The sequence below is a fragment of the Clostridium sp. MD294 genome (assembly GCF_000364165.2).
Taxonomy (GTDB): domain Bacteria; phylum Bacillota; class Clostridia; order Lachnospirales; family Anaerotignaceae; genus Coprocola.
The window spans coordinates 2328244-2351612 of record NZ_CP097810.1 but is presented as its reverse complement, the minus strand read 5'-3'; the positions used below and the strand labels follow the sequence as shown (position 1 = coordinate 2351612).

Here is a 23369-nt window from a genome sequence, read left to right as displayed (position 1 = left end):
CATTCGAATTGCTCCTGCGTTACTTCGTCAACGCTATGTCGCAACTCTCATAAGCGTCAAATGTACTCACTAAGGAGGTGTAGCAAATGGGTGAGATACGTTCCACAATACAACTTGCAAATGGTATGACACCAGCATTACAGAGCATTACAAATGCTTTAAATATGACAATAAGCCATTTCGAACAAATGCAAAGGGTATCAAGGAATAGTATTGATGTTACGGGCTTTGAAGCAGCTAGGGCTGAAATCAGAAATGCTGAAGCGACTATTGTGGAAATGGAAGAAGCTTTGACAGGATTTAGCAGAAGTGGTGCAGAAGTTGCAAGAAGCTATGATGATGTGGGTTTAGCAGCAAATGGTGCATTGCAAACAATACAGCAACAGCAAAATACAATAGCAGGATTGGCAGGGGCATCTGAAACTGCATTACAGCAAATGACAGAAGCAATACAACAACAGACAAATAGCATATTGACAATGTCTGAAGCAATGCAACAGTTTATGAATAGAGCAAGTGAAAGTTCACAAAGACAAACACAACAAACGCAACGCCAAACAGAAGGAACCCGTCGACAAACACAAGAAACACAAAGGCAAACACGTGAAAGGCGACGACAAACGCAAGAAACACAAAGGCAAACGGAAGAAACACAAAGACAGACACAACGTGTGACATTACTTAGAAGGATTTTTCAGACAATGACGACACCGATAAGAGGGGCGGCACACGCCGTTTCTGTTTTGGGAAGGGAATTGGCAGGGGCAAACAGTGCCGCAAATGGACTAATGGGGACATTAAAAAGTATGGCAGGTATGTATTTATCATTTCAAGGCATTAAATTTGCTGGGGAATTATCTGATAATGTGACATCGGTATTGTCTAGATTAAATTTAATGAATGACGGTTTGAGAACTACAAAAGAATTATCAGAAGTAATAATGAAAGCGGCTTATGAAAGCGGTGCAGGGTATTTGGACACCGCCGAAGCTATTGCCAAAATGGGTTTAAATGCTGGTTCGGCATTTTCAAGTAATGATGAATTGATAGCGTTTATGGAGCAAATAAACAAGACTTTTGCTATAGGCGGTGCGTCGGCAGTAGAACAGTCAAATGCTATGGTACAGTTGTCACAAGCTATGGCAGCGGGGGCACTGAGGGGAGAAGAACTCAATTCTATATTAGACGGTGCACCAGGTATAGCCCGAAATATTGAAAAATATATGGGTTGGGCAGAAGGGAGTATTAAAAGTTATGCGGAAGATGGCAAAGTAACTGCGGAAGTGGTTAAAAATGCTATGCTCTCTATGGCAGAAGAAACAAACGAGAAATTCAACAGTATGCCTACCACAATAAGTAGAACATTTGAAAAAATAAAGACGCTTGCACTAAAAAGTTTTACGCCCGTTTTGCAAGGGATAAACGGCTTATTCAACAACAGCAATGCAGAAAGCATACTGTATCAGTGGGGTTCGGTATTCCAATATATTGCAGACAGAGCGACTGTTACAATAGAAAAACTTAAAACATTGCTAAATAGTGAACAATTTCAAGCATTTTCAAGTGATATTATGACGATATTTGCAGAAGCTGGTGCGACGATTACTTGGGTATTTGACAATATCGTAAACGCTTTCAACTATGTTGTCACACATTGGGAAGAAGTCAAACCCGTTTTAACGGGCTTGGCGATGACAATCGGTATCGTCACGGCGGCACAATGGGCACTAAACATTGCGATGTCACTCAATCCTGCAACGCTTGTTATAGTAGCAATAGGTGCATTGATTGTGATGTTTTACAAGCTTGTTGACCACATAAACAAAGTGAAAAATACAAGCATTTCCGCAACGGGTATCATTGCGGCAGCGTTTGCTGCAATTTATGCTACAGCAAAAAATAGTGTTGTAGGTGCATGGAATTTATTTGCTGATTTCGTGAATTTCGTATATAATTTTTCCAAAAATAAAACAGAAGCGATAAAAGTGTTGTTTTTTGACTTGGGAGATGATATACTTGCAAGTTTTCAAAATGTGATACAAGGGCTTTTATCTGTTACAAGTCACATACCGAAATTATCTTTTATTACAGAAGGGCTCGAAAAAGCGGATAACTTTTTGACAAGATGTAGAAATACGGCACAAGATTTATCACAACAAGCAAAAAATAAAATGGATTGGGAAGAGTTTATACCTAGATTTGGTTATACAAATGTTACTGAATTGGTAGAAACAGTATACCACAAAATTGCTGATTTTGGGGCAGGTTTTGGGGAATATATGGAGGATTTTAACCCTTTTGAAGGGGTAGAAAGTATGAATGGCTTACTTGAGGGCATATTGAAAAATACACAAAATATGTCAAAAGATACAAGTAGTATAAAAAGCAATATGGAAATGGATAAAGAGGATTTGGAGTTTATAAGGACAATGGCAAATATCAAATATGGTGATAAATATATTATGCCTCAAGTGAAAATTGAAATGACAAACAACAACACAATACAAAATGATATGGATTTAGACGGCTTTTTTAACAAAAAGGTTGAAGAAATGGCAAATATTGTGCAAATGTCAGCGGAAGGAGTGCATATATAATGTATCAATACTATATAGATGGTGTACTACTACCCGTTGCCCCAAGTGCTATGGACACAAACATCAACAACAATAATACCACAATAAAGTTGTTGAATGGTGAAGAAATTAACATCATAAAAAAGGTGGGGCTGTCTGATGTTTCATTTACGGCACTTTTGCCAAACAAAGAATATCCCTTTACAATATATGAAGGTGGCAGTTTTCAAAATGCAAAATATTATTTGGATTTATTTGAAAGGCTTAAAAAATCACAAAAGCCTTTTTTGTTTTTGGTGATAAGAACAGATGAAAGTGGTAATGTCGTTTATAGGGGCGGTGACGACGAGGACAAAGAGCCGTATTACACATTGGAAGAATATACCATAAAAGAAAATGCAGAAGAATATGGCACGGATTGTGGTGTGGAATTGTCACTAAAACAGTATAGAAGTTATGCTACTGCAACGGGCAGTATACAAATAGACCAAAATAGTCAAACTGCTACCCTAACACAAAAAAGAGATAGCACTTCAAAACAAACAGCAAAAAGTTACACGGTTCAAAAAGGCGATACACTATGGAATATCTGCAAAAAAGAATTGGGTGACGGTGCGAAATATCAAGAAATTGCACAGAAAAACGGTATTACTACACCAAACAACATACAGGTGGGACAGGTGATACAGTTGGAGTAAGGGGGTATAATAGTAATGTTACCGCAAAATAATAACTTGTTAAATCGTGGCATTGAGGTGAAAAGCAATGCTTCTAAAACATATTATATTGACACAAAAAATGAAAAAATGACAGGTATGACAGATGGCATTGAAGCGTTAAAACAAGCTATCTATTTGATACTTAGTATCGAAAGGTATGATTATGTAATATATAGCTGGAATTATGGTATAGAACTAAAAGATTTGTTCGGAAAGCCTACAACATACGCTTGTGCGGTGTTACCTAGCAGAATAAAACAAGCACTACTGCAAGATGACAGAATAAAAAATGTATACAATATTGTCACAAAAGCAGAGGGAGAAACGGTTTTTGTAAAATTCACAGTTGATAGTGTTTTTGGAGCGTTTGAACAGGAGGTGAAGTACATTGTATGAACATATGACATTTGAAAAAATAATAAAAGATATGCTTGATAAAGTGCCAAATACGTTAGATAAAAGAGAGGGAAGCGTACTATATAATGCCCTTGCACCTTCTGCTGTAGAGTTGCAAAATGCCTATATCGAAATGGACAACATACTAGATATGGTATTTATAGATACTACAGAGGGTGTTTTTCTCACTAAAAAATGTCACGAAAGGGGAATTGAAAGACTACCCGCTACCAATGCTATATGTAAAGGGGAATTTAACATTGATGTGCCTATAGGTAGTCGCTTTTATTTGGAGGGGCTACATTATATTGTTACAGAAAAAATGTCACAAAATGTTTTTAAATTGCAGTGCGAAACTTCTGGAGAAAAAGGCAATCACCCACTAGGAAATATGATACCAGTGGAGTACATACAAAATTTGACAAGTGCCGTACTAACAGAAGTGCTTATTCCTGGTGAAGAAGTAGAAAGTGACCAGAGTTTAAGACAAAGATATTATGATAGTCTTTTTGGGCTTGCTTTTGGTGGAAATATTGCAGATTACAAACAGAAAGTGTTGCAAATGCAAGGTGTTGGAGCGGTGAAGGTGTACCCTACTTGGCAGGGCGGCGGTACAGTAAAGTTAGTGATACTTACATCGGAATACAACGCCCCTAGTCAAGAATTGGTGGATATGGTGCAAACCGCAATAGACCCTACACAAAATCAAGGGCAAGGCTTGGGATTAGCACCTATTGGACACGTTGTGACGGTGGTAGGGGCGGAAAAAACGACAGTAAATGTCGCTGCTCATATCACATATCAGAATGGTTATTATTTTGATAGAATACAAGCGGCACTTCAAAATACTATTGACGATTATTTTAAACAGCTTAATGAAAGCTGGGGAAATGAGAAAAATTTAGTGGTGAGAGTGTCACGAATTGAAAGCCGTATATTGGATTTAGAGGGCGTATTAGATGTAAGTGATACGGAACTAAATGGGCAAATGAGAAATATTGAAATTGACGAAAACAATATTGTAGTAAGGGGGCAGGTGTATGACAAGAGAAGTTGATTTGTGTCAGTATCTGCCAGAAGTGATAAGAAATGTAAGAGAATATCAAGTGTTGTGCAATGTACAAAGTCCACAAGTCAATGCACTGTGGAAGGCTCTTGAAGTCGTTTTCGATAATGGCTTTTTAGAAAGTTTGACGGAATATGGTTGTAAACGTTGGGAGGACATATTGCAATTAAATGCGTCTGATACAGATACATTAGAAATCAGAAGAAAAAATATTTGGATACGATTGAACGAAAATTTGCCTTATACATGGAAAAGACTTGTAATGCTTATGGATAGTATATGCGGTGAAAATGGCTACACTATGACATTGTACCACAATGATTATTTTTTAGACGTTTCAATACAACTCACAGAGCAAAATTTAGAAAGTCATATTGTCAAACAAGTGCTTGAAATGTTCGAAAGGGTACTACCAGCGAATATTGAATACATTAAGAAATTTCGATACGATGCAGAGGATACAAGTGTAAAGGTAGGTGGCACTACCGTAATAGCACAAGTTGTCGATGTGCTGCCAATTATGCCCTCAAACTATCAAAATGAAGCGGAATTGTATACAGATGGTGTGTTGTGTGTGGGATTGAGTGCAGAAATAAAGGAGGGATAGTATGGCAGAACAAAAATATTATACCATTGTGACAGATTTGGGTGCGGAATTGATGGCAAAAGCCGCACAAAAAGGACAAAAAGTAAATGTAGTAAGTATTGCGGCTGGTGACGGTGACGGCGTTTTTTATAAGCCTACAAGCGATATGACAGCATTAAAAAGGGAAATATGGAGAGGAAAAATACAGAATTATGAAATAGATAGTATTTCACAAAATGTCATAAAAATTAGTGGTACTATTCCAAAAGATGTAGGACATTTTACACTAAGAGAAATGGCAATATTTGACGACAACAACAATATGATAGCAGTGTGTAATGCACCAGATTTATTAAAAGCAGTGTTGGAAGAAGGGGCATTGACAGAAGCGGTTGTGTATATGAGAATAGCCGTTACAAATACAGAAGTCGTAAATATTGTGGTAAATTCTAGTGCTGTTTATGCTACCATGCAAGAACTTGACGCTCACAAAAATGATGAAAATGCCCATAAAAATTTGTTTGATGAAAAGGTAGATAAAACCGAATTTACAACAGAACTAAACAAAAAAGTAGATGAAACGGATTTTACAACAGAACTAAATAAAAAAGTAGATGAAACGGAATTTACAGCAGAATTAAATAATAAGGTAGACAAAACAGAATTTACAACAGAACTAAATAAAAAGGTAGACAAAACGGAATTTACAACAGAATTAAATAAAAAAGTAGATGAAACGAAATTTACAACAGAACTAAACAAAAAAGTAGATGAAACGAAATTTACAACAGAATTAGATAAAAAAGTAGATAAAACGAAATTTACAGGGGAAAAAATAGGAGAATTGTTAGAAGCGGCTGGTTGGCAAAGTGGTACTTCTTTAACAAAAACTGAAATTTATAACGTTTTAAAACCTTCTGGAGGTGGCAGTGAAAATATATCATTTGGTATAAATGCTTTGGCACAATCTGTATCTGGTTCAATGAATACAGCCGTTGGAAATCAAGCACTATATAATAATACAAATGGACGACAAAATACAGCAGTAGGCTTTGTAGCATTAAAAGCAAATACAGCAGGACATAGTAATACGGCAGTAGGAGAAGAAGCGTTATATAACAATACACAAGGAAATCAAAATACGGCAGTAGGTTTATTTGCATTAGGCAATAGTAAAACAGGAAACTGTAATACAGCTTTAGGAGAATATGCTTTAGGTTACAATACAACGGGAAGTGACAATACAGCAATAGGCTGTCAAGCCTTAAAAACAAATACAAATTATTCTAATTGTACTGGTTTAGGTGCAAATTCCACTGTTACGGCTTCTAATCAAGTACAACTTGGTGATACGAATGTCACCGTATACGCTCAAACCGCTGTACAAACCCGTTCGGACGCTAGGGACAAAATAGAAATACAAGACACTGTACTAGGTTTAGACTTTATTAAAAAGCTAACACCTAGACAATTTAAAATGAATAGCAGAGAACTCTATTTTGAACAGGGAAAACAAAGAGATTATACAGCTACAAATGATGGCAGCAAGGCGGGAAAACGCTTTCATCAAGGATTTGTAGCACAAGAAGTCAAAAAAGTCATAGAGGAAATGAATGTTGATTTTGCAGGCTATCAAGACCACAAAATAAACGGTGGGGAAGATGTACTTTCATTGGGCTATACAGAATTTATTGCCCCTATTGTAAAGGCAATACAGCAACAACAACAAATGATAGAATTGCAACAGCAAGAAATAGAAGCATTAAAACAAAAAGTAAATGGGGAGGTGTTTTCATGTCAACAAGAAAATATTTTGCAATATTGACAGATGTGGGACAGTCTAAAATAGCCGAAGCGGTAGCAGGAGGACAAAAGCTAAATATTACCACATTTTTAGTAGGTGATGGTAATGGGGAATATTATGTGCCCACAAGTGATATGACCGCAATCAAAAATGAAGTGTGGAGGGGTACGATTTCTAAAGCCGATGTTGTACAGGACGCTCAAAAAATATTGAGAATTACTACAGTAATTCCCGCAGAAGTGAGTGGCTTTATTGTAAGAGAAATAGCTTTACTTGATGAAACAGAAGAACTTGTTGCAATAGGGAATACTCCCGATTTACCAAAAGTGCGATTGGAGGACGGTGCTTCTACAGAACTCAAATTAACGATGCGATTAGCTGTTAAAAATACAGAAGCACTTTCCTTTACTATAGACCCTCATACTGTTATTATGACAAAAGATATGCTTGATACCCATAATGTAGATGACAATGCCCATAATGAATTGTTTGAGGGGAAGGCGGATAAAGAACACCAACATAGTGTAGATGATATTATAAGCGGTACATTGTCTATAGCAAACGGCGGAACGGGTGCTACAACAGCGGCAAATGCTAGAACAAATTTAGGTGCATTCCCAAGTGCAGGAGGTACGATAAGCGGTGCAACTATCATTCAAGGAAATTTGACATTAAAAACAGCTAGTAGCAACTATGGTTGCAAAATCAATTTTGGCGATGGTGATTATGTTCATATTAGTGAACCTACAGATGATAATATGGAGATTAAAGCTAAAAATGTAAATTTTATTGTGAGTGGAAATATTACTAAAAATGGTGCAGCTTTTGGTGGTACAATGACAAAATCTGAAATTGATAATGTAATGATAGGGGCAGGAACAGGATATGGTAATGTAGGTTTAGGAAAATATACTTTGTCAAATAACACAACAGGAAAGTATAATACTGCGATTGGCAGTCAAGTATTACAAAATAATATATCTGGTGATAATAATATAGCAATTGGTGCTTTGTCTATGTGGAAAAATAAAACTGGCAGCAAAAATATAGTGATTGGAAATGATGTTTGTAAGGATATAGAAGAAATGGGTTCAGAAAATATAGTAATAGGTCATAGCAACTATTCAAGTATTGGAAATACACACGCTAATATAGCAATAGGTAATGATGCCTTAGCAGTAAGCTCAGGTGGAACGCTTACTAATTGTAATATAGCAATAGGGTCTGATACTTTATATGGTATAACTTCGATAGATGGAGGTTCATCTAATAAAAGAAGTCAAGGAAATATCGCAATAGGTCATAGTGCTATAGGATATAATTACACAGATGAAGATAGAATAATAGTAGGCACTATAGCTATAGGAGAATTTGCTTTACAAAATGTTATTACTGGAGAATACAATGTAGCTTTAGGTTACTTAGCATTATATTCTTTAACAAAAAGCTCAAATAATTGTGCAATTGGATATAAAACACTTACGAACTGTAAAACAGGTAATTACAATACAGCTTTAGGTGCAAGTGCATTGGAAAATTTAACAACTTATACTAATTGTACTGGATTAGGTTACAATGCCCAAGTTACAGGCTCTAACCAAATACAACTCGGAAATACTTCCGTCACTGTATATGCTCAAAAAGCGTTAGTAGTTCGCTCCGACGCCCGTGACAAGCTAGACATTGAGGACAGTCCACTAGGATTAAATTTTATAATGAAGTTACGCCCTAGAAAATATAGAATGAACAGTCGTGAAGCGTATTTTGAACAGGGCAAAGAGAGAGATTTTACAGCTACAAACGATGGCAGCAAGGCGGGCAAACGTCCACACTATGGACTGGTAGCACAAGAAGTAAAAGAAGTAATGAATGATTTAGGCGTTGACTTTGCTGGATATTTGGATAGTAAAATAGATGGTGGGGAAGATGTATTGTCATTAGGATATGCAGAATTTATTGCGCCTATGATAAAGGCAATACAGCAACAACAACATATGATAGAACAATTACAAAAAGAGATAGAATTATTGAAGGGCTAAGGCTCTTTTTTTTATTGATACTTTTGTAGACTATTTTGATTTTAGTATGGGTAGGAAGGAGGGAATAGTATGGAGTGGGAAATTGTAACAGTAATGATTGCATTGCTAGGGCTGATTGCTACAGTCACAAAGCCTATTATGAATTTGACAAACACCATTACAAAATTAAATGATACTTGTGAGCATTTAGAGTCAAAAATGGAGAAATTTGAAAATCATAATCACGACAGCCACGTTAAAATATGGGCACACAATGACAAACAAGATGAACAACTAGCAGAACACGAGAATAGAATAAGTATATTAGAAGAAAGGAAGGTATAGCTTATGAAAAAAATCAACTGGAAGGTAAGGGCAAAAAATCCGTATTTTTGGTTTGGATTGGTGGCGATAGTGTTGGCGGCGGTTGGTGCAAAACCAGAAATGTTTACCAGTTGGGCAATACTAGCGGAACAAGTGAAAAATCTTTTGAGTAATCCTTTTGCATTAGGGTGTGTAGTTGTAGCAGTTGTGGGCTATGTCAATGACCCTACTACACAAGGAATTACAGATAGTAAACAAGCATTGACTTATCAGAAACCTAAAAAAGATTAAAAAATAGAGAAAATAGGAGGAAAATATATTATGAAAAAAATAGCAATGATATCACAAACAATGGGCGGCAAAACAGAGCAAGAAATTTTACAAACAAGAGAAAGGGCAGTAGCAGCTTTAACAGAAAAAGGCTATGAAGTGTTAAATACTTATTTTGATGATAATGAACAGGATTTGAAAGAAAAAGGTTTTGAAAATGTTCCTTTGTATCATCTTGCAAAATCTCTAAAATATATGTCAACCTGCCAAGCAGTTTATTTTTGTAGAGGTTGGGAAAAGGCAAGAGGATGTAGAATTGAACACGAAACGGCTAAGGCTTATGGTTTAGACATTATTTATGAATGAAAGGTGATACTATGGAAGTCAAACAGATGTTAGCACATCAAAGTAACTACAATAAAGGTAGAAAATCATCTATACAGTACATTGTAGTACATTATACAGCGAATAACGGTGACAAGGCAGAAGGTAATGGTAATTATTTTGCTCAACCAAATAGAAATGCTTCGGCTCATTATTTTGTAGATGAAAGCAATGTAGTACAAAGTGTAAAAGATACTGATACGGCTTGGCATTGTGGAGCAAAAAGCTATAAGCACCCAAAATGTAGAAATGATAACAGCATTGGTGTTGAAATGTGTAGCGAAAAAGATGACAAAGGGCAATATTACATAAATGAACAAACGCAAAATACAGCAATTAAACTCATAAAGGTTATTATGAAAAAGTACAACATACCAATAGAAAATGTGCTTAGGCATTATGATGTCACAGGAAAAATGTGTCCAGAACCTTTTGTCAGAAATCAAATACAATGGCTAGATTTTAAAAAGAAGTTGAGTGAAGAAAAGAAGGAAGGAAATGAAATGCTTTACAATAAAATAGATGATGTACCAAAATGGGCAAAACCCACAATTAAAAAGTTGATTGACAAGGGTGCTCTTGTAGGAAATGAAAAAGGAGAGTTGATGTTAACATATGATATGTTGAGGATTTACGTTTCTCATGATAATATGGGATTGTATGACAGATGAGGGCGAAAAGCCCTCTTTTTTTATGTTAGGAGGTTTGTTGTTATGGATAGTTTTATTACTTGGATTGGCGGTAAAAAGCTACTTCGAAAAGAAATTGTAAAAAGATTTCCACAATATATTAGCAGATATGTAGAAGTGTTTGGCGGTGCAGCTTGGGTATTGCTTTATAGAGAAAAGTATGCGGAACAAGAAGTATATAATGATATAAATAGTGATTTAGTAAATCTATTTCAATGTATTAAAAAGTATCCTAAAGAAGTATTACAAGAATTGAAGTTCACGCTCAATGCAAGGGAGATTTTTAACAAATTTAAACAAGACTATAACAAAAAAGAACTTACAGACATTCAAAGGGCAGCAATGTTTTATTATATGATTAGAACCTCTTACGGTGCAAAATTAGAACACTATAGTGCAAATTACAGAAGTCCTTATTTGCTTTTGCAAAATGCAGAAAAAATTGCAAAAAGGTTATCAAAGGTAGTAATAGAAAATAAAAGTTTTACAGATATACTAACACGATATGATAAAGAAGGTACGCTATTTTATTGTGACCCTCCATACTATAAGGCGGAAAAAGTATATCATATGGGAGATTATGTTTTTGATAAAGAACAACATATACTTTTGAGGGATAGCCTTAAAAACATAAAAGGGCATTTTGTACTTAGCTATAATGATAATGAATTTATAAAAAATTTGTATGAAGGATTTGATATACAAGAGGTAGAAAGAAGTAGCAACTTATCTCTTAGTAATGGTAGAAAAGGAATGTATAAAGAATTGATTATAACAAATTTTTAGGAGATAGGGGAGAAATTCTCCCCTTGTTTTATATAACAAATCCGTCCTACAATTTTGTTTTTTTGTCCTTCTTTTGTCCCACTTTTATACGAAAAAACACACATATTACCATAAATTAAAAAAGGTATTTTTCTATAAAAGTGTTGAAAATACAACATTGTAGACTTTTCCCGTTAAAATACAAAATGATTATCATTATATTGATGTGATAATATCATAAAAATTTGGGAAAGAAATATTTACACACTCTGCATCTATGATAGTTGTTTCACCTAAAGCAGCAGTTCCAGCAACTGCCATAGCCATAGCAATACGATGGTCTTGATAGCTTTGTGTAACACAACCTTTTAATGTATTTCCGCCCTGTATTATCATACCATCATCTGTTTCAGTAATATTAGCACCAAATTTTTTTAATTCTGTAATAATTGTTTTAATGCGATTTGACTCTTTTACTTTTAGTTCTTGTGCATCTTTTATAATTGTTGTGCCTTCTGCAAAGCAGCCAGCTACAGCAATAACAGGGATTTCATCAATAAGACGAGGAATGTCAGCACCGCCTATTGTGCTACCATGAAGAGTAGAATATTTTACATGAATATCACCTGTTTTTTCACCATTTATTGTTTTTTCATTTTCTATTGTAATATTGCCTCCCATAGATTGCAAAGCATCAATAATACCTGTTCGTGTTTCATTGATACCTACATTTTTTAATAAAATTTCACTATTTTTACAAATACAAGCCATTACAATAAAATAAGCAGCAGAAGAAATATCACCAGGTACAACAATTTTTTGAGCATAAAGTTCTGGTACTGGTTTACAATGTATTTTATTTCCAATTTTTTGTATATCTGCTCCCATATAACGTAGCATAATTTCAGTATGGTCACGAGTAGGCTCTGGTTCTACTATAATTGTTTCACCTTTTGCAAAAAGTCCAGCTAATAATATAGCACTTTTTACTTGTGCACTTGCTACAGGGAGTGTGTATTTGATAGAATGTAGGGCTTTTCCCTCTATAGTAAAAGGAGCAAATAAATTTTCTCTATCATTTCCTATTAATACAGCACCCATTTTACGCAAAGGTACAGCAATACGGTTCATAGGGCGTTTTTGTATAGAGCTATCTCCTGTTAAATGACATAAAAAAGGTTGAGCAGATAATATGCCACTGATTAAACGTAATGTTGTACCACTGTTTCCTACATCTAATGTTTCACTTGGTTTTGTTAAGCCATGTAATCCTTTTCCGTAAACAAATATTTTATTGTTGTTTTGTTCTATTGTAATACCTAATTTTTGAAAACAGGAAATTGTAGAAAGGCAGTCTTGTCCCATAAGAAAACCCTCTATTTCTGTTACTCCTTTTGCTAATGCACCAAACATAATACTTCTGTGAGAAATAGATTTATCACCAGGTACTGTTATGGTAGCACGAATATTTTTTTTAGGTGTTATAATTTGGTTCATTAGTATATCAATCCTTTACAAAAACATCATAATTTAAGTCATTAAGCAAATGAATACTTTTTTGTCTATCTTCTTCTGTATCAAAAGCAAAATATAAAGCACCTTGTTGTTGTTCTCTGTTATTAACAATGCTCATATTTTTAATATTAATACCATGACTAGAAAAGAGTACTGCAATAATAGCAATACTACCAGGACGGTCTAATACATCAACAGTAATTTCATAGCGTTTTACAAAACTTTTCGGTGTAATAGAAAGAAAAGAGTCTCTGTAAACTCTTGCTATATCAAAATAATCATGTACAGATTGATATTGTTCTTTTGATAACTTTTGACGAATATCTTGTATTACTGTTTCAAAAGAAGAAAGCACTTTTAATATTTGCTCTTTATTTTCCATGCAAATACCTTGCCACATATCAGGACTAGAAGAAGCAATTCTTGTAATATCTTTAAATCCTCCCGCTGCTAATAAGTGCATATATTGATTTGGTGTATCCAAATTTTTCACATTATGTACAAGAGCAGATGCAATAATATGAGGAACATGACTAATAGAAGCAACAACATAATCGTGTTCTTGAGGGGAAAGTATTACAGTAATTGCACCAATAGAACGTATAAAGTCTGAAAAAGCATTTGTTTTTTCTTCTGTAATGGTTTCATCTGGTGTTAAAATATAGTAAGCATTTTCAAAAAGATGTTCTTTTGAAGCATTATATCGAAAACGTTCAGAGCCTGTCATAGGGTGTCCGCCAATATATGTAAATTTATCAGAATATTGTTTCATTTTTTGATATAATTCCCATTTTGTACTACCTACATCTGAAACAATGCAATCTTTTGATATAAAAGGAATTAATTTTTCTGCATATTCCATAATGTTTTGAACGGGTGTACAAATAAAAATAATGTCACAATTTTCAAATATATCTGTAATTTCTGTAGCATAGTCATCAATAACACATTGCTTTTTTGCTTCTAATAAAACATCTTCATGACGATTAAATGCTACAATTGTTTTGACAGAGGTTCTGTTTCGAAATGCTTTTGCAAGAGAACCTCCTATCAAACCAAGTCCTACAATGCCAATTTTAGAAAACATATTTAAAACTTCCTTCCTGACAGTTGTATATATGGTTTTAATTCTTCACAAAGTTGTTTAAAATCTTCTGGATTTAATGACTGTGAACCATCAGACATCGCTGCAGCAGGATTTGGGTGTACTTCAATTTCAAGACCGTCTACACCAACAGCTACTGCGGCACGACTCAAAGGAGCAATATAATCACGTACACCAGAAGCATGGCTTGGGTCTATAATAATAGGTAAATGTGTTTTGCTTCTTAAAACAGGCACAGCACTAATGTCTAAAGTATTTCGTGTACTTGTTTCGTAAGTACGAATACCTCTTTCACAAAGTATTACTTTTTCATTTCCTTCACTCATAATATATTCTGCAGCATTTAGCCATTCATCTATTGTTGCAGAAAGACCTCTTTTTAATAATATAGGTAATTTAGATTTTCCTACTTCTTTAAGCAATTCGAAATTTTGCATATTTCTAGCACCAATTTGCATAATATCTACATAATTAACAGCAGTTTCTGCAGCTTTACAGCTTGTTACTTCAGTAATAACAGAAAGACCTGTTTCTTTTTTAATTTCTGCCATATAACGAAGACCTTCTTCTTCTAAACCTTGAAAAGAGTAGGGAGAAGTACGAGGTTTATATGCACCACCTCTTAATATTTGAGCACCAGCGTTTTTAGCTGCAATAGCAGATGCCATAAGTTGGTCATAGCTTTCAATAGCACAAGGCCCTGCCATAATAACAAAATTGTCACCACCTATTTTAACACCATTTACATCAATAATAGTAGGTTCTGGGTGAAATTGAATGTTAGCTACTTTATAAGACTCACTAATTGGAACAAGTTTTTCAACGCCAGGCATAAGCTGAGGATTTTCAGCTAAAAATTTAGATTTATCACCAACAACGCCTATAATAGTAATAGATGCACCTCTAGAAAGATGAGCATCTAATCCTAAGCTATATAATTTTTGAATAATGGATTGTATATTTTCTTCTGTTGCAGAATGTTTCATTACAACTATCATGTTTTTGTTCCTCCTTTAACATATTGTAAAAATGTATTTTATGTATATTCTACTCTCGGAAATAATACATGTCAATCATAGGATAATTTTCTACTTGAGCATAATTTTCTTGAAACATATAAGTAGAAATAGCATTTAAAGTAATCTGTCTGTAAGGACGACTAATAAATGCTTTTTTATCTGTATTATAAAAACTAACTGTCCAATTTCTGGAACTTTTATCAATTTTTAAAATTTTATAAGGGTTGATAATATAAGAGCGATGAGATTGTATTAAAGTGTTATCTGGTATTAATTCTAAGAAATGTTGAAATGTTATAGGCACTTCTGTAATTGTATTATTTTCTGTATAAATAAAAACTTTTCTGTTTCTAGCTTCTGCAAATAAAATATCATCTATTGAAAAATGATAAGAACAAGAAGAAGAGTTTAATTCTAAAGTTTTTTTATAGCTTGTTTTATACATATTATAATAAATATAAATATATTCTGATAAATTATTAGAAATTTCTTCAGTGATAGGCAATAAAATTGCTTGGAAAGGCTTTAATTGGAAAAAAGCATTTAATAAGTAGTTTTTGTTGTAAGAAAAAATAATGATAGGATAGTTACGGTATTTTGAACTATTTTGTATTGTTTTTATAAATTGTATTGTATGATATGGGTCTTTATCTAAATAAAACAAAAATAAATGAATTGGAAAATTCATTTGTTTCGACTGCATAATATTACATATCATAATTTTTATATTGCTTTTTTCTTTTGGAAAAAAATCTATAATATTTGGAATAATTTCTTGATTGACAAAACATTGTAATATCGTAAAAGGATAAATGGAAATCACCTCTTCAATTATTTAAAAATAAACAACACATAAAAAACTTCTATATATGAACTTTTTTCTAATTTTTTTCCAAAATAGAATTAATAAAAAAATTTGAAGAAATATCTTATAAATTTATATTAGAATTAATTAAGAAACTTTAAAATAATATCTCATAAGCTAATTTTAACAGTTTATTAAAAAATATTATAAAAAAATTTTATCATATTTTATCATAACTGTACAGAAAAATTTTTGTAATATGTCATATACTAAAGGGGATTTTCATAAATATAAATAATAAAAAGGAGGACAACATATGTCAGTAAAAAATGTGCTTTTGAAAACATTTGGAGAAAATTTAAAACAAATTATACAATCATTAAAACAAGACTTTTTAGAAGAAATAGAAGAAATACATATTAGAGTAGAAAAACCTCTTTTTATATTTGCTCAAAGAAAAGAATATATTATAAAAGAAGATGGAAGTATTACAGACAAAATAGAAGAAGCTTATTTTCCAAAAAGAGAAGATATACAACATATATTAGAAAGGGCAAGCAGATATTCCTTGTATGCTTTTTCAGAAGAAATAAAAAATGGTTTTTTAACAATAGAAGGCGGCCATAGAATTGGCATTGTAGGAAAAGTAGTAGTTGAAAATGGTGCTATAAAAGCAATACAAAATATTAGTGCATTAAATATAAGAATTTCTCATGAAGTAAAAGGCTGTAGTGATATGGTTTTAAAGTATGTTATAGAAAACAAAAATTTTTATAATACACTTTTAGTTTCGCCTCCTGCTTGTGGTAAAACAACACTATTAAGAGATATGGTAAGACAACTTAGCAATGGTAAAAAAGGCTTTTTTGAGGGACAAACTGTAGGTGTAGCAGATGAAAGAGGAGAAATAGCAGGCTGTTATAAAGGGGTTGCTCAAAATGATGTAGGAATTAGAACAGACATTTTAGATTGTTGTCCTAAAGCAGAGGGTATGCTTATGCTTGTTAGAAGTATGTCACCTCATATTATTGCTGTAGATGAAATTGGAAAAAAAGAAGATTTTGTAGCAATAGAAAGTATTGTAAATGCAGGTATACAGTTACTTTGTACTATACATGGAAATGATTTGGAAGATGTAAAAAAGAGGGAAATATTAGGAAATATGATAAAAAATGGTGTTTTTCATAGCATTGTAGTACTTTCTGCAAAAAAAAGAGTAGGAGAAATTCAAACAATTTACAATAGAAATTTAGAAATTGTTTATAAAATGTAGGGAGGAAAATAATATGTTTTTACAGTTAATAGGTGCTTTAATAGTAATGCTAAGTTGTACTATTACAGGTATTTGTTTTGGCAAAAAAATATGTTATCGCATAGAAGAACTACAAAAAATGCAAAGTGCAATGACAATGCTTCAAAACCAAATTGATTTTCTATCAACACCTTTACCAGAAGCATTAGAAGAAATTGGATTAAAATATAATAATGTGATAGGTAGTCTGTTTTTAAAAACAGCCCAAGAAATGGAAAAAAGAGAAGGAGAAAAAGGAGAAGAAATATGGAAAAAAGCAGTATTAAATTGGAAACAAAAAACATATTTAGAAAAACAAGATATTGATGCAATATTGTGTTTTGGCTATTCTATGGGATATTTGGACATAACGCAACAAAAAGCAAGTATTTGTTTACTTTTACAATATATTGAAATGACATTAGCACAGTTACAACAAAAAAAGAAACAACAACAAAAATTATATTCTAGTATGGGGATATTGGGAGGAATGTTGATTATAGTGATATTATTATAAAAAGGGGGTAAATATTTTATGGAAATTAATATTGTATTTCAGATTGCAGCAGTAGGAATATTAGTAGCTGTGTTAAATCAAGTTTTGGTGAGAGCAGGCAGAGAAGAACAAGCTATGATGACAACATTAGCAGGACTTGTAGTAGTGCTTTTTTGGGTAATACAATACATAAGTCAGTTGTTTGATACAGTGCAAACGCTGTTTCAAATTTAATGGCACTGTGGGAGGATATTTATGAATATGGCACAAATTGTAGCAGTTGGACTAATAGGAACAATACTTTGTATTACAATAAAAGAACAAAAACCAGAAATAAGTCTTTTGATAGCAGTTACAACAGGAGTTTTGATATTTATTTCTATTTGTACAAAATTAGAAATATTACTTTCTCTTTTAGAAGAAACAGCACAAAAAGCAGGTGTGAGTAAAGGATATTTTGCTATTGTGTTAAAAGTAACTGGAATTGCTTATTTAGCACAATTTGGTATGCAGTTATGTATTGATGCAGGCCAAAACAGTATTGCATCTAAAATTGAACTTGCAGGGAAAATTATGATGATGATAATTTCAGCACCAGTATTGCTATCTTTGTTAGATGTCATTATGGGATTAGTATAGGGGGAACACAAATGAAAAAAACAAATGTGTTGTTTCTAATAGTATGTTTTTGTTGTCTGATATGTGTTGTAGTAAAAGCGGAACAAACAACAGAAGAATATACACAAGAAGTATTGACACAACAAATTGAAAAATTGCCTTTTTATGATGTGGACAGGCAAATAGAACAAATTTGGCAAAAAACAGAAATACCTTCTTTTAAAGATTGTGTTATGAATGCTATTACAGAAGGAAAATTAATAGATTTTGAATATTTATTTTCCATATTTGTTCAAAAACTAGCTGGAGAAATTACAACACAAATTTCAATGATTAAAAAAATACTATTTATAGTGTTGCTTAGTGCCATATTAAAAAATGTCAATACTTCATTTCAATTAAAGTCAGTAGGGGAATTAGGATTTTATGTTTGTTATATGGTACTTATTGTGGTAATTACAGCTACATTTTATAGCCAAACAGATATGGTAAACAATACCATAAAAAGTATTGAAACATTTTTTAAAGCAATGATGCCTGTTTTTATGACACTGTCTATAGCATCAGAAGGATATGGACAAGCTACTGTAACAGCACCAGCTATTATGGCAGGAGCAGCAATATTAACAAATATCGTTTGTTATGGCATATTACCTGCTATTGTTATGGTAACTTCTTTGGAAATGATAAACAATATATCAGAAAAACCTATGCTAAACCGTTTTACAAAATTGTTTCAAGGAGTAATTTCTTGGGGAATGAAGGGAATTGCTTTTTTATTTATGGCGTTGCTTTCATTGCAAAAGTTGGGAGGTAGTTTATTAAATCAAGGCATTGGAAAAACGGCAAAGGCAGTTGTAACATCTGTTCCTATTGTGGGTGATGTAATGGGGGGAGCAGTAGATACAGCAGCAGCATTGACAGAAATGATAAGGGGAGGAACACTCATTGCAACAGTTGTTTTTTTAGCATTACTTTGTGCTGTACCACTTATCCGTTTAGCCATTATGATATTGATATATAAAATTATGGCAGCAGTATCAGAACCTATATGTGAAAGTAGGCTTGTAAAATGTATTAGTGGAGCAGGAGATTTTTCTGTATTGCTTTTTGGGGCGTTGTTTTTGGTAGAGTGTATGTTTTTATTCTCTGCTATATTGCTATTAACATTTTTTTAAGAAACAAGGAGGACAATAGGAATGTTAGAAGCTTTTTCTGCATATATAAAAAACATAGCAGTATTTACATTGTTTGCAGCATTTGCAGAACTGCTTATGCCAGAAAACAATTTTAAAAAGTATCTTAGTATTGTGATGGGTTTGCTTTTATTGACGGCTGTTTTAAAGCCTATGCTTTTGATATTTCAAAGAGGTACTGATTTGGAATTACAGACAATACAAAAAACAGTATCACTTTGGGCAGAAAGTAGTAAAGAAGTAAACACAACGCAAGAGAAATGGAATGATGAAATGATACTAGATATTTATAAAAAAGAACTAGAACAGAAATGGACAAAAGAATTACAAAACAAATTTCACACAGACACCATTTCAGTATTAACAGAGCTTTCTAAACAGCCAGATAATTATGGTCAAATATTGTCTGTAAGTATTGTAGGAAAGTGTGAAAAAGGGGAGGAGATGAAAGAATATATGAAAAATAAATATGATATAGAGGGGATAATAATAGAGGATAGTTAAAAAATAAAACATACAAAAGAGGTGAATATACTTTGGAAAAAAAGAATTGGGCAAAAGAATTATTTCGCCCTGAAAATAAAAAAGCACGTATCAATTTATTTACAGCATTTTTAATAGGAATATTGCTTCTTTTAATGAGCCATGTTTTTTTTGAGCCACCAGAGCAGCAAACAGAAGCAATACCTCAGATACAAGAGCAAATAGAACAAAAAGAGTATAACACAGAAGAAGAAATTGAGAAAAAGTTAGAAACTGTTTTTTCAAATATGGAGGGAGTAGGGCAAGTAAAAGTAATGATAACAATGAAAAATACAAAAGCATCTGTATTAGCGAAAGAAGAAAAAAAAGAATATTCTTTGACAGAAGAAGGACAAAATAAAAAAACACAAACACAAAGAGAAGAAAATACAGTTGTAATGTCTGAAGACAGCAGAGGAACAAGAACACCTCTTGTTGTACAGGAAACAATGCCAGAAATAGAAGGTATTGTGATTGTGGCAGAAGGGGGAGATGATGCAAGAGTAGTACAAATGTTATCAGAAGCATCACAAGCTCTTTTTAATGTACCAGCTCATAAAGTAGCAGTATTAAAAATGAAATAAGGAGGAAAAAAATATGTTTGTAGTAAAAAGAAATCAAGTGATTGTAACAGCATTGGCTGTTATGGTAGCAGTAGCAGGCTATTTGAATTTTACAGAAAGTAGAGCAAGTGAAGGAACAAAAACAGCAATGTCATTAAATGAGGAAGGCGATGCTATGGCATTGCTAGATGATTTTTCTGTATTACCAGATACAGACCCTAATGAAATGGCAGAAGCAAATACAGAGGGATTAGACCCTATTACAGCAGAAGTAAATATAGCAGAGGCATCTACTACTACAGGAGATGGTGCGGCTGTTTTTGTTAATGCAGAAGAAAATGCAGGAACAGTAGTAACATCAACTTTTTTTGCAGAGGCAAAACTGGATAGAGAACAAGCAAGAGCAAAACAAAAAGATATGCTTACAGAAATGATGAACAATGAAAGTGTAGACGAACAACAAAAAGCTGCTTGTGCTGATAATATGTTAGAGTTGCAAAAAAGAATTGAAAAAGAAACAGCAGCAGAAGCAATGATTGAGTCAAAAGGATTTAAAGAGGCATATGTGCGTATTGATGATGAAACAGTAGATGTTGTGGTAGATAAAGAAGAATTGACAGATGCAGAAGTAGCACAAATTGAAGATATTGTAAAAAGAAAAACAGGTTTTGAAGCAGATAAAATTAGAATTAGCCCTTTGAAAAAAACAAATTAAATACATAAATAAAAAAGATTTTTATGGGGAACAAAATATAATACAATAATAAAAAAAAGTAGGAAGTACAAAAAGCATTGTATTTTCAATGTTTCTAAGCACTTCTTACTTTTTATTTTGTTTCAATTTATGCTTTTTTGTCCCACTTTTGTACTACTTTTTCAAAATTCAGCTTTTGCTCTAATGTTTCAGCAGCTGCAATATCAGCATCTACAAGAGCATGAACATATCTATTTGTAATTCCTCCTTTTTATTATTTTATGCTTTGGTAGCCTTATCCTCCATTTCAAAAACGAAATTCATAAATTTTGCTCTGTCACGAATATTCAATGAACGATATAGGTCTAATATTCCAATTTCTTCTTTAGATGAAGATATATTATTAGGGTCATTTTCAAAAGTAGAAGCAACAGAAATAGAAGCATTACCAAAAACAGAACCGTTTCCTTGTACGACACTACTATCGTTAATGTTATTTACAGAGTAAGTAGTTGCTTGAGTATTAGTACGACCTAACAAATAATCAACAGATACATTAAGATAATCTGCTATTTTGGCAAGATTATCTACTTTGGGCATAGATGTTTTCATATTAGACATTGTATTAAATCAAAGTCTTACATCTTCTAACAATTTTTTCATTGGAATATTTTTTGATTTAGCTATCGTTTTTATTTTATCAGCAATATCACTAGAATTATACATATATATTCACTCCTTTTTAGATAAATTGCTAAAATCTCTAAATTTATATAAAAACACTTTAAAATATCTAAATTTATAGATGTAATATAATCAAGTTAAAAGTAACACAGTTACATTTTAACACAAAATGTAACATCGAACAACAATATGTGAAGGGAGATGAGGAAATATGAGTTTAGCTGAGAATGTAAGAAAGAGAAGAAAAGAAAAAAAGTTAACATAAAAACAACTAGCAGAACAAGCAGGTGTGTCAAAAGTATACATTACTCAAATGGAAACAAATGTAAGAAATCCTAATGTACAAGTTGTTTATTTAGTAGCAAAGGTATTAGGTTGTACTTTAAATGATTTGTATGATGAAGATGAAAAAAGTGTAGTATGATGTCCAAGCGGTGCAAATTTTAAAAAATGGTTACAAATAAAAACAATAGCAGAACCTTTTTCTGCACAGTGGATAGGCTTGCAAGGTACAGAAAAAGGCAATGTGTTTGTATTGCTTTCAGATTGGACAGAAAGCTATTTATCACAACTGGAAAGCTTCCCAGAGGGAAAATATAAAGATATGGCAGACGCTTCTAGTAATGGTTTTGCAGAACTGACAAAGGGTAATACAGCTATTGTACCTCCTGATTGCTTTGCTGAAAAAGATAGAGAAAATGGCTGGATATAAATACTCCTAAAAGTTAGAAGTATTCATTGCCAAGAAATTTGTAATTGCTTATTATTTATTGCACAGTCAGTAAGATATAAATTGATAAGTGTTTGATAAGGAATACCAGATATATCAGATTGTTTTTTAAAATATTCTATTGTGTCAGTATCAATATTGATTGTGATTTGTTTTTTTAGTTTTTTGGCATAAGGATTTTTTTTTGCATTGGAAAAATCATATTCTTCTTTCATGTAATCACCTCATTGTTGATAGTATTGTTTTGTTTCTGTTTTGGTAGCTTTTCGTGCTGATATAATTCGTATTACGGTTTCAGAAGCTCTATAGCAATGACATACGACCAATAAATTAGCCTTTTTGCTTAGACCTAATATAATAAATCTTTCTTCCTCCTGTGAATGTTCTGGGTCATCAATGACTAATGCTTCTTCATCATAAAATACAGTTTTTGCTTCTTCAAATGCTACATGATGTTTTTTCTTATTGATTGTATTTTTATTTTCGTCCCATTCAAATATTATCATGTATACATTATATTATAATTATAATATA

At 32.8% G+C, this 23369-nt stretch carries 28 protein-coding genes and 1 pseudogene; 22 read left to right on the top strand and 7 right to left on the bottom strand.

Annotated elements, in window-relative coordinates; genetic code table 11:
- Positions 1-86 precede the first annotated feature (86 nt).
- The 12 genes from C820_RS11665 to C820_RS11610 all read left to right on the top strand — a co-directional run bounded on the left by C820_RS11665 (position 87) and on the right by C820_RS11610 (position 11618).
- The gene (locus C820_RS11665; RefSeq protein WP_004033618.1) at positions 87-2597 is read left to right on the top strand and encodes a tape measure protein; all 2511 of its coding nucleotides are present in this window, start codon (positions 87-89) and stop codon (positions 2595-2597) included.
- Entirely contained in the window at positions 2597-3274 is a 678-nt protein-coding gene (locus C820_RS11660) for a LysM peptidoglycan-binding domain-containing protein (RefSeq protein ID WP_004033619.1), read from the top strand. Before C820_RS11665 ends, C820_RS11660 begins: the two co-directional genes overlap by 1 nt.
- A gap of 15 nt (positions 3275-3289) precedes the next feature.
- Complete coding sequence (locus C820_RS11655; RefSeq protein ID WP_004033621.1) at positions 3290-3691, top strand: DUF2634 domain-containing protein; 402 nt, start codon at positions 3290-3292, stop codon at positions 3689-3691.
- Complete coding sequence (locus C820_RS11650) at positions 3684-4748, top strand: baseplate J/gp47 family protein (protein WP_004033628.1); 1065 nt, start codon at positions 3684-3686, stop codon at positions 4746-4748. Before C820_RS11655 ends, C820_RS11650 begins: the two co-directional genes overlap by 8 nt.
- Positions 4732-5364, top strand: coding sequence for a putative phage tail protein (locus tag C820_RS11645; RefSeq protein WP_004033631.1), 633 nt, complete (start codon positions 4732-4734; stop codon positions 5362-5364). The genes C820_RS11650 and C820_RS11645 overlap by 17 nt, the downstream gene beginning before the upstream one ends.
- Before the next feature lies 1 nt (position 5365).
- Positions 5366-7168: a phage tail-collar fiber domain-containing protein gene (locus tag C820_RS11640; protein WP_004033633.1), complete on the top strand. Its 1803-nt coding sequence runs from the start codon at positions 5366-5368 to the stop codon at positions 7166-7168.
- Positions 7138-9186: a phage tail-collar fiber domain-containing protein gene (locus tag C820_RS11635; RefSeq protein ID WP_004033635.1), complete on the top strand. Its 2049-nt coding sequence runs from the start codon at positions 7138-7140 to the stop codon at positions 9184-9186. Before C820_RS11640 ends, C820_RS11635 begins: the two co-directional genes overlap by 31 nt.
- Before the next feature lie 69 nt (positions 9187-9255).
- Positions 9256-9510 carry a hypothetical protein gene (locus C820_RS11630; protein ID WP_004033637.1) on the top strand — a complete coding sequence of 85 codons (255 nt, stop codon included), beginning with the start codon at positions 9256-9258 and terminating at the stop codon, positions 9508-9510.
- Between the two features lie 3 nt (positions 9511-9513).
- On the top strand, positions 9514-9780 hold the full coding sequence (locus C820_RS11625; protein ID WP_004033639.1) for a phage holin: 267 nt from the start codon (positions 9514-9516) through the stop codon (positions 9778-9780).
- A 30-nt stretch (positions 9781-9810) separates the two neighbouring features.
- Positions 9811-10125, top strand: a complete 315-nt coding sequence (locus C820_RS11620) for a DUF4406 domain-containing protein (RefSeq protein WP_004033641.1) — start codon at positions 9811-9813, stop codon at positions 10123-10125.
- Positions 10126-10136: 11 nt separating this feature from the next.
- Positions 10137-10814, top strand: a complete 678-nt coding sequence (locus C820_RS11615) for a peptidoglycan recognition protein family protein (protein ID WP_004033643.1) — start codon at positions 10137-10139, stop codon at positions 10812-10814.
- 42 nt (positions 10815-10856) lie between these two features.
- Positions 10857-11618 carry a DNA adenine methylase gene (locus C820_RS11610; protein WP_004033644.1) on the top strand — a complete coding sequence of 254 codons (762 nt, stop codon included), beginning with the start codon at positions 10857-10859 and terminating at the stop codon, positions 11616-11618.
- Between the two features lie 195 nt (positions 11619-11813).
- On the opposite strand, the gene aroA is transcribed toward C820_RS11610, so the two are convergent.
- The 4 genes from aroA to C820_RS11590 are packed head-to-tail and all read right to left on the bottom strand — an operon-like array spanning position 11814 to position 15924.
- Positions 11814-13094 (bottom strand): 3-phosphoshikimate 1-carboxyvinyltransferase, encoded by a 1281-nt coding sequence (aroA, locus tag C820_RS11605; RefSeq protein ID WP_004033646.1) that lies wholly within the window; start codon positions 13092-13094, stop codon positions 11814-11816.
- Between the two features lie 7 nt (positions 13095-13101).
- Positions 13102-14199: a prephenate dehydrogenase gene (locus C820_RS11600; RefSeq protein ID WP_004033659.1), complete on the bottom strand. Its 1098-nt coding sequence runs from the start codon at positions 14197-14199 to the stop codon at positions 13102-13104.
- A gap of 2 nt (positions 14200-14201) precedes the next feature.
- Positions 14202-15215 carry a 3-deoxy-7-phosphoheptulonate synthase gene (gene aroF, locus C820_RS11595; RefSeq protein ID WP_004033662.1) on the bottom strand — a complete coding sequence of 338 codons (1014 nt, stop codon included), beginning with the start codon at positions 15213-15215 and terminating at the stop codon, positions 14202-14204.
- Between the two features lie 49 nt (positions 15216-15264).
- A complete protein-coding gene (locus C820_RS11590) occupies positions 15265-15924 on the bottom strand; it encodes a LytR/AlgR family response regulator transcription factor (protein WP_162213023.1) in 660 nt (219 codons plus the stop codon).
- A 433-nt stretch (positions 15925-16357) separates the two neighbouring features.
- Here C820_RS11590 and spoIIIAA point away from each other — a divergent pair, with 433 nt between their 5' ends.
- From spoIIIAA to C820_RS11550, 8 genes are read left to right on the top strand one after another with little or no spacing between them, the layout of a single operon-like run.
- Positions 16358-17314, top strand: a complete 957-nt coding sequence (spoIIIAA, locus tag C820_RS11585) for a stage III sporulation protein AA (RefSeq protein WP_004033665.1) — start codon at positions 16358-16360, stop codon at positions 17312-17314.
- A 13-nt stretch (positions 17315-17327) separates the two neighbouring features.
- Positions 17328-17849 carry a stage III sporulation protein AB gene (locus C820_RS11580; protein ID WP_004033668.1) on the top strand — a complete coding sequence of 174 codons (522 nt, stop codon included), beginning with the start codon at positions 17328-17330 and terminating at the stop codon, positions 17847-17849.
- An 18-nt stretch (positions 17850-17867) separates the two neighbouring features.
- Positions 17868-18062, top strand: coding sequence for a stage III sporulation protein AC (gene spoIIIAC / locus C820_RS11575; RefSeq protein WP_004033670.1), 195 nt, complete (start codon positions 17868-17870; stop codon positions 18060-18062).
- A gap of 21 nt (positions 18063-18083) precedes the next feature.
- The gene (gene spoIIIAD / locus C820_RS11570) at positions 18084-18467 is read left to right on the top strand and encodes a stage III sporulation protein AD (RefSeq protein WP_004033672.1); all 384 of its coding nucleotides are present in this window, start codon (positions 18084-18086) and stop codon (positions 18465-18467) included.
- Positions 18468-18478: 11 nt separating this feature from the next.
- Positions 18479-19624, top strand: a complete 1146-nt coding sequence (locus C820_RS11565) for a stage III sporulation protein AE (protein WP_004033674.1) — start codon at positions 18479-18481, stop codon at positions 19622-19624.
- 21 nt (positions 19625-19645) lie between these two features.
- Positions 19646-20146 (top strand): stage III sporulation protein AF, encoded by a 501-nt coding sequence (gene spoIIIAF / locus C820_RS11560; protein WP_004033676.1) that lies wholly within the window; start codon positions 19646-19648, stop codon positions 20144-20146.
- 32 nt (positions 20147-20178) lie between these two features.
- Complete coding sequence (locus C820_RS11555) at positions 20179-20748, top strand: SpoIIIAG-related protein (RefSeq protein WP_004033677.1); 570 nt, start codon at positions 20179-20181, stop codon at positions 20746-20748.
- A 13-nt stretch (positions 20749-20761) separates the two neighbouring features.
- The gene (locus C820_RS11550) at positions 20762-21442 is read left to right on the top strand and encodes a SpoIIIAH-like family protein (protein WP_004033679.1); all 681 of its coding nucleotides are present in this window, start codon (positions 20762-20764) and stop codon (positions 21440-21442) included.
- A gap of 258 nt (positions 21443-21700) precedes the next feature.
- Here the strand turns inward: C820_RS11550 and C820_RS11545 are convergent, their stop codons facing one another.
- Positions 21701-22021, bottom strand: coding sequence for a helix-turn-helix domain-containing protein (locus C820_RS11545; protein ID WP_156801380.1), 321 nt, complete (start codon positions 22019-22021; stop codon positions 21701-21703).
- Between the two features lie 361 nt (positions 22022-22382).
- Here C820_RS11545 and C820_RS11540 point away from each other — a divergent pair.
- Positions 22383-22529: pseudogene (locus C820_RS11540) on the top strand (helix-turn-helix domain-containing protein); the annotation flags it as partial.
- 78 nt (positions 22530-22607) lie between these two features.
- A complete protein-coding gene (locus C820_RS11535; RefSeq protein ID WP_004033685.1) occupies positions 22608-22817 on the top strand; it encodes a hypothetical protein in 210 nt (69 codons plus the stop codon).
- 23 nt (positions 22818-22840) lie between these two features.
- Here C820_RS11535 and C820_RS11530 read toward each other — a convergent pair whose 3' ends face one another.
- A complete protein-coding gene (locus C820_RS11530; protein ID WP_004033687.1) occupies positions 22841-23050 on the bottom strand; it encodes a BrnA antitoxin family protein in 210 nt (69 codons plus the stop codon).
- Positions 23051-23059: 9 nt separating this feature from the next.
- Positions 23060-23341 carry a BrnT family toxin gene (locus tag C820_RS11525; protein ID WP_004033689.1) on the bottom strand — a complete coding sequence of 94 codons (282 nt, stop codon included), beginning with the start codon at positions 23339-23341 and terminating at the stop codon, positions 23060-23062.
- Positions 23342-23369: the final 28 nt, after the last annotated feature.

Coding starts and splice junctions, on each gene's coding strand:
- C820_RS11610 (WP_004033644.1), top strand. CDS start 10,857: ATGGATAGTTTTATTACTTGGATTGGCGGTAAAAAGCTACTTCGAAAA.
- aroF (WP_004033662.1), bottom strand. CDS start 15,215: ATGATAGTTGTAATGAAACATTCTGCAACAGAAGAAAATATACAATCC.
- C820_RS11525 (WP_004033689.1), bottom strand. CDS start 23,341: ATGATAATATTTGAATGGGACGAAAATAAAAATACAATCAATAAGAAA.
- spoIIIAD (WP_004033672.1), top strand. CDS start 18,084: ATGAATATGGCACAAATTGTAGCAGTTGGACTAATAGGAACAATACTT.
- C820_RS11545 (WP_156801380.1), bottom strand. CDS start 22,021: ATGCCCAAAGTAGATAATCTTGCCAAAATAGCAGATTATCTTAATGTA.
- C820_RS11655 (WP_004033621.1), top strand. CDS start 3,290: ATGTTACCGCAAAATAATAACTTGTTAAATCGTGGCATTGAGGTGAAA.
- C820_RS11590 (WP_162213023.1), bottom strand. CDS start 15,924: ATGAATTTTCCAATTCATTTATTTTTGTTTTATTTAGATAAAGACCCA.
- C820_RS11600 (WP_004033659.1), bottom strand. CDS start 14,199: ATGTTTTCTAAAATTGGCATTGTAGGACTTGGTTTGATAGGAGGTTCT.
- C820_RS11640 (WP_004033633.1), top strand. CDS start 5,366: ATGGCAGAACAAAAATATTATACCATTGTGACAGATTTGGGTGCGGAA.
- spoIIIAC (WP_004033670.1), top strand. CDS start 17,868: ATGGAAATTAATATTGTATTTCAGATTGCAGCAGTAGGAATATTAGTA.
- C820_RS11625 (WP_004033639.1), top strand. CDS start 9,514: ATGAAAAAAATCAACTGGAAGGTAAGGGCAAAAAATCCGTATTTTTGG.
- C820_RS11660 (WP_004033619.1), top strand. CDS start 2,597: ATGTATCAATACTATATAGATGGTGTACTACTACCCGTTGCCCCAAGT.
- C820_RS11620 (WP_004033641.1), top strand. CDS start 9,811: ATGAAAAAAATAGCAATGATATCACAAACAATGGGCGGCAAAACAGAG.
- C820_RS11615 (WP_004033643.1), top strand. CDS start 10,137: ATGGAAGTCAAACAGATGTTAGCACATCAAAGTAACTACAATAAAGGT.
- C820_RS11635 (WP_004033635.1), top strand. CDS start 7,138: ATGTCAACAAGAAAATATTTTGCAATATTGACAGATGTGGGACAGTCT.
- C820_RS11550 (WP_004033679.1), top strand. CDS start 20,762: ATGTTTGTAGTAAAAAGAAATCAAGTGATTGTAACAGCATTGGCTGTT.
- C820_RS11580 (WP_004033668.1), top strand. CDS start 17,328: ATGTTTTTACAGTTAATAGGTGCTTTAATAGTAATGCTAAGTTGTACT.
- C820_RS11645 (WP_004033631.1), top strand. CDS start 4,732: ATGACAAGAGAAGTTGATTTGTGTCAGTATCTGCCAGAAGTGATAAGA.
- C820_RS11630 (WP_004033637.1), top strand. CDS start 9,256: ATGGAGTGGGAAATTGTAACAGTAATGATTGCATTGCTAGGGCTGATT.
- C820_RS11530 (WP_004033687.1), bottom strand. CDS start 23,050: ATGAAAGAAGAATATGATTTTTCCAATGCAAAAAAAAATCCTTATGCC.
- aroA (WP_004033646.1), bottom strand. CDS start 13,094: ATGAACCAAATTATAACACCTAAAAAAAATATTCGTGCTACCATAACA.
- spoIIIAA (WP_004033665.1), top strand. CDS start 16,358: ATGTCAGTAAAAAATGTGCTTTTGAAAACATTTGGAGAAAATTTAAAA.
- C820_RS11665 (WP_004033618.1), top strand. CDS start 87: ATGGGTGAGATACGTTCCACAATACAACTTGCAAATGGTATGACACCA.
- spoIIIAF (WP_004033676.1), top strand. CDS start 19,646: ATGTTAGAAGCTTTTTCTGCATATATAAAAAACATAGCAGTATTTACA.
- C820_RS11565 (WP_004033674.1), top strand. CDS start 18,479: ATGAAAAAAACAAATGTGTTGTTTCTAATAGTATGTTTTTGTTGTCTG.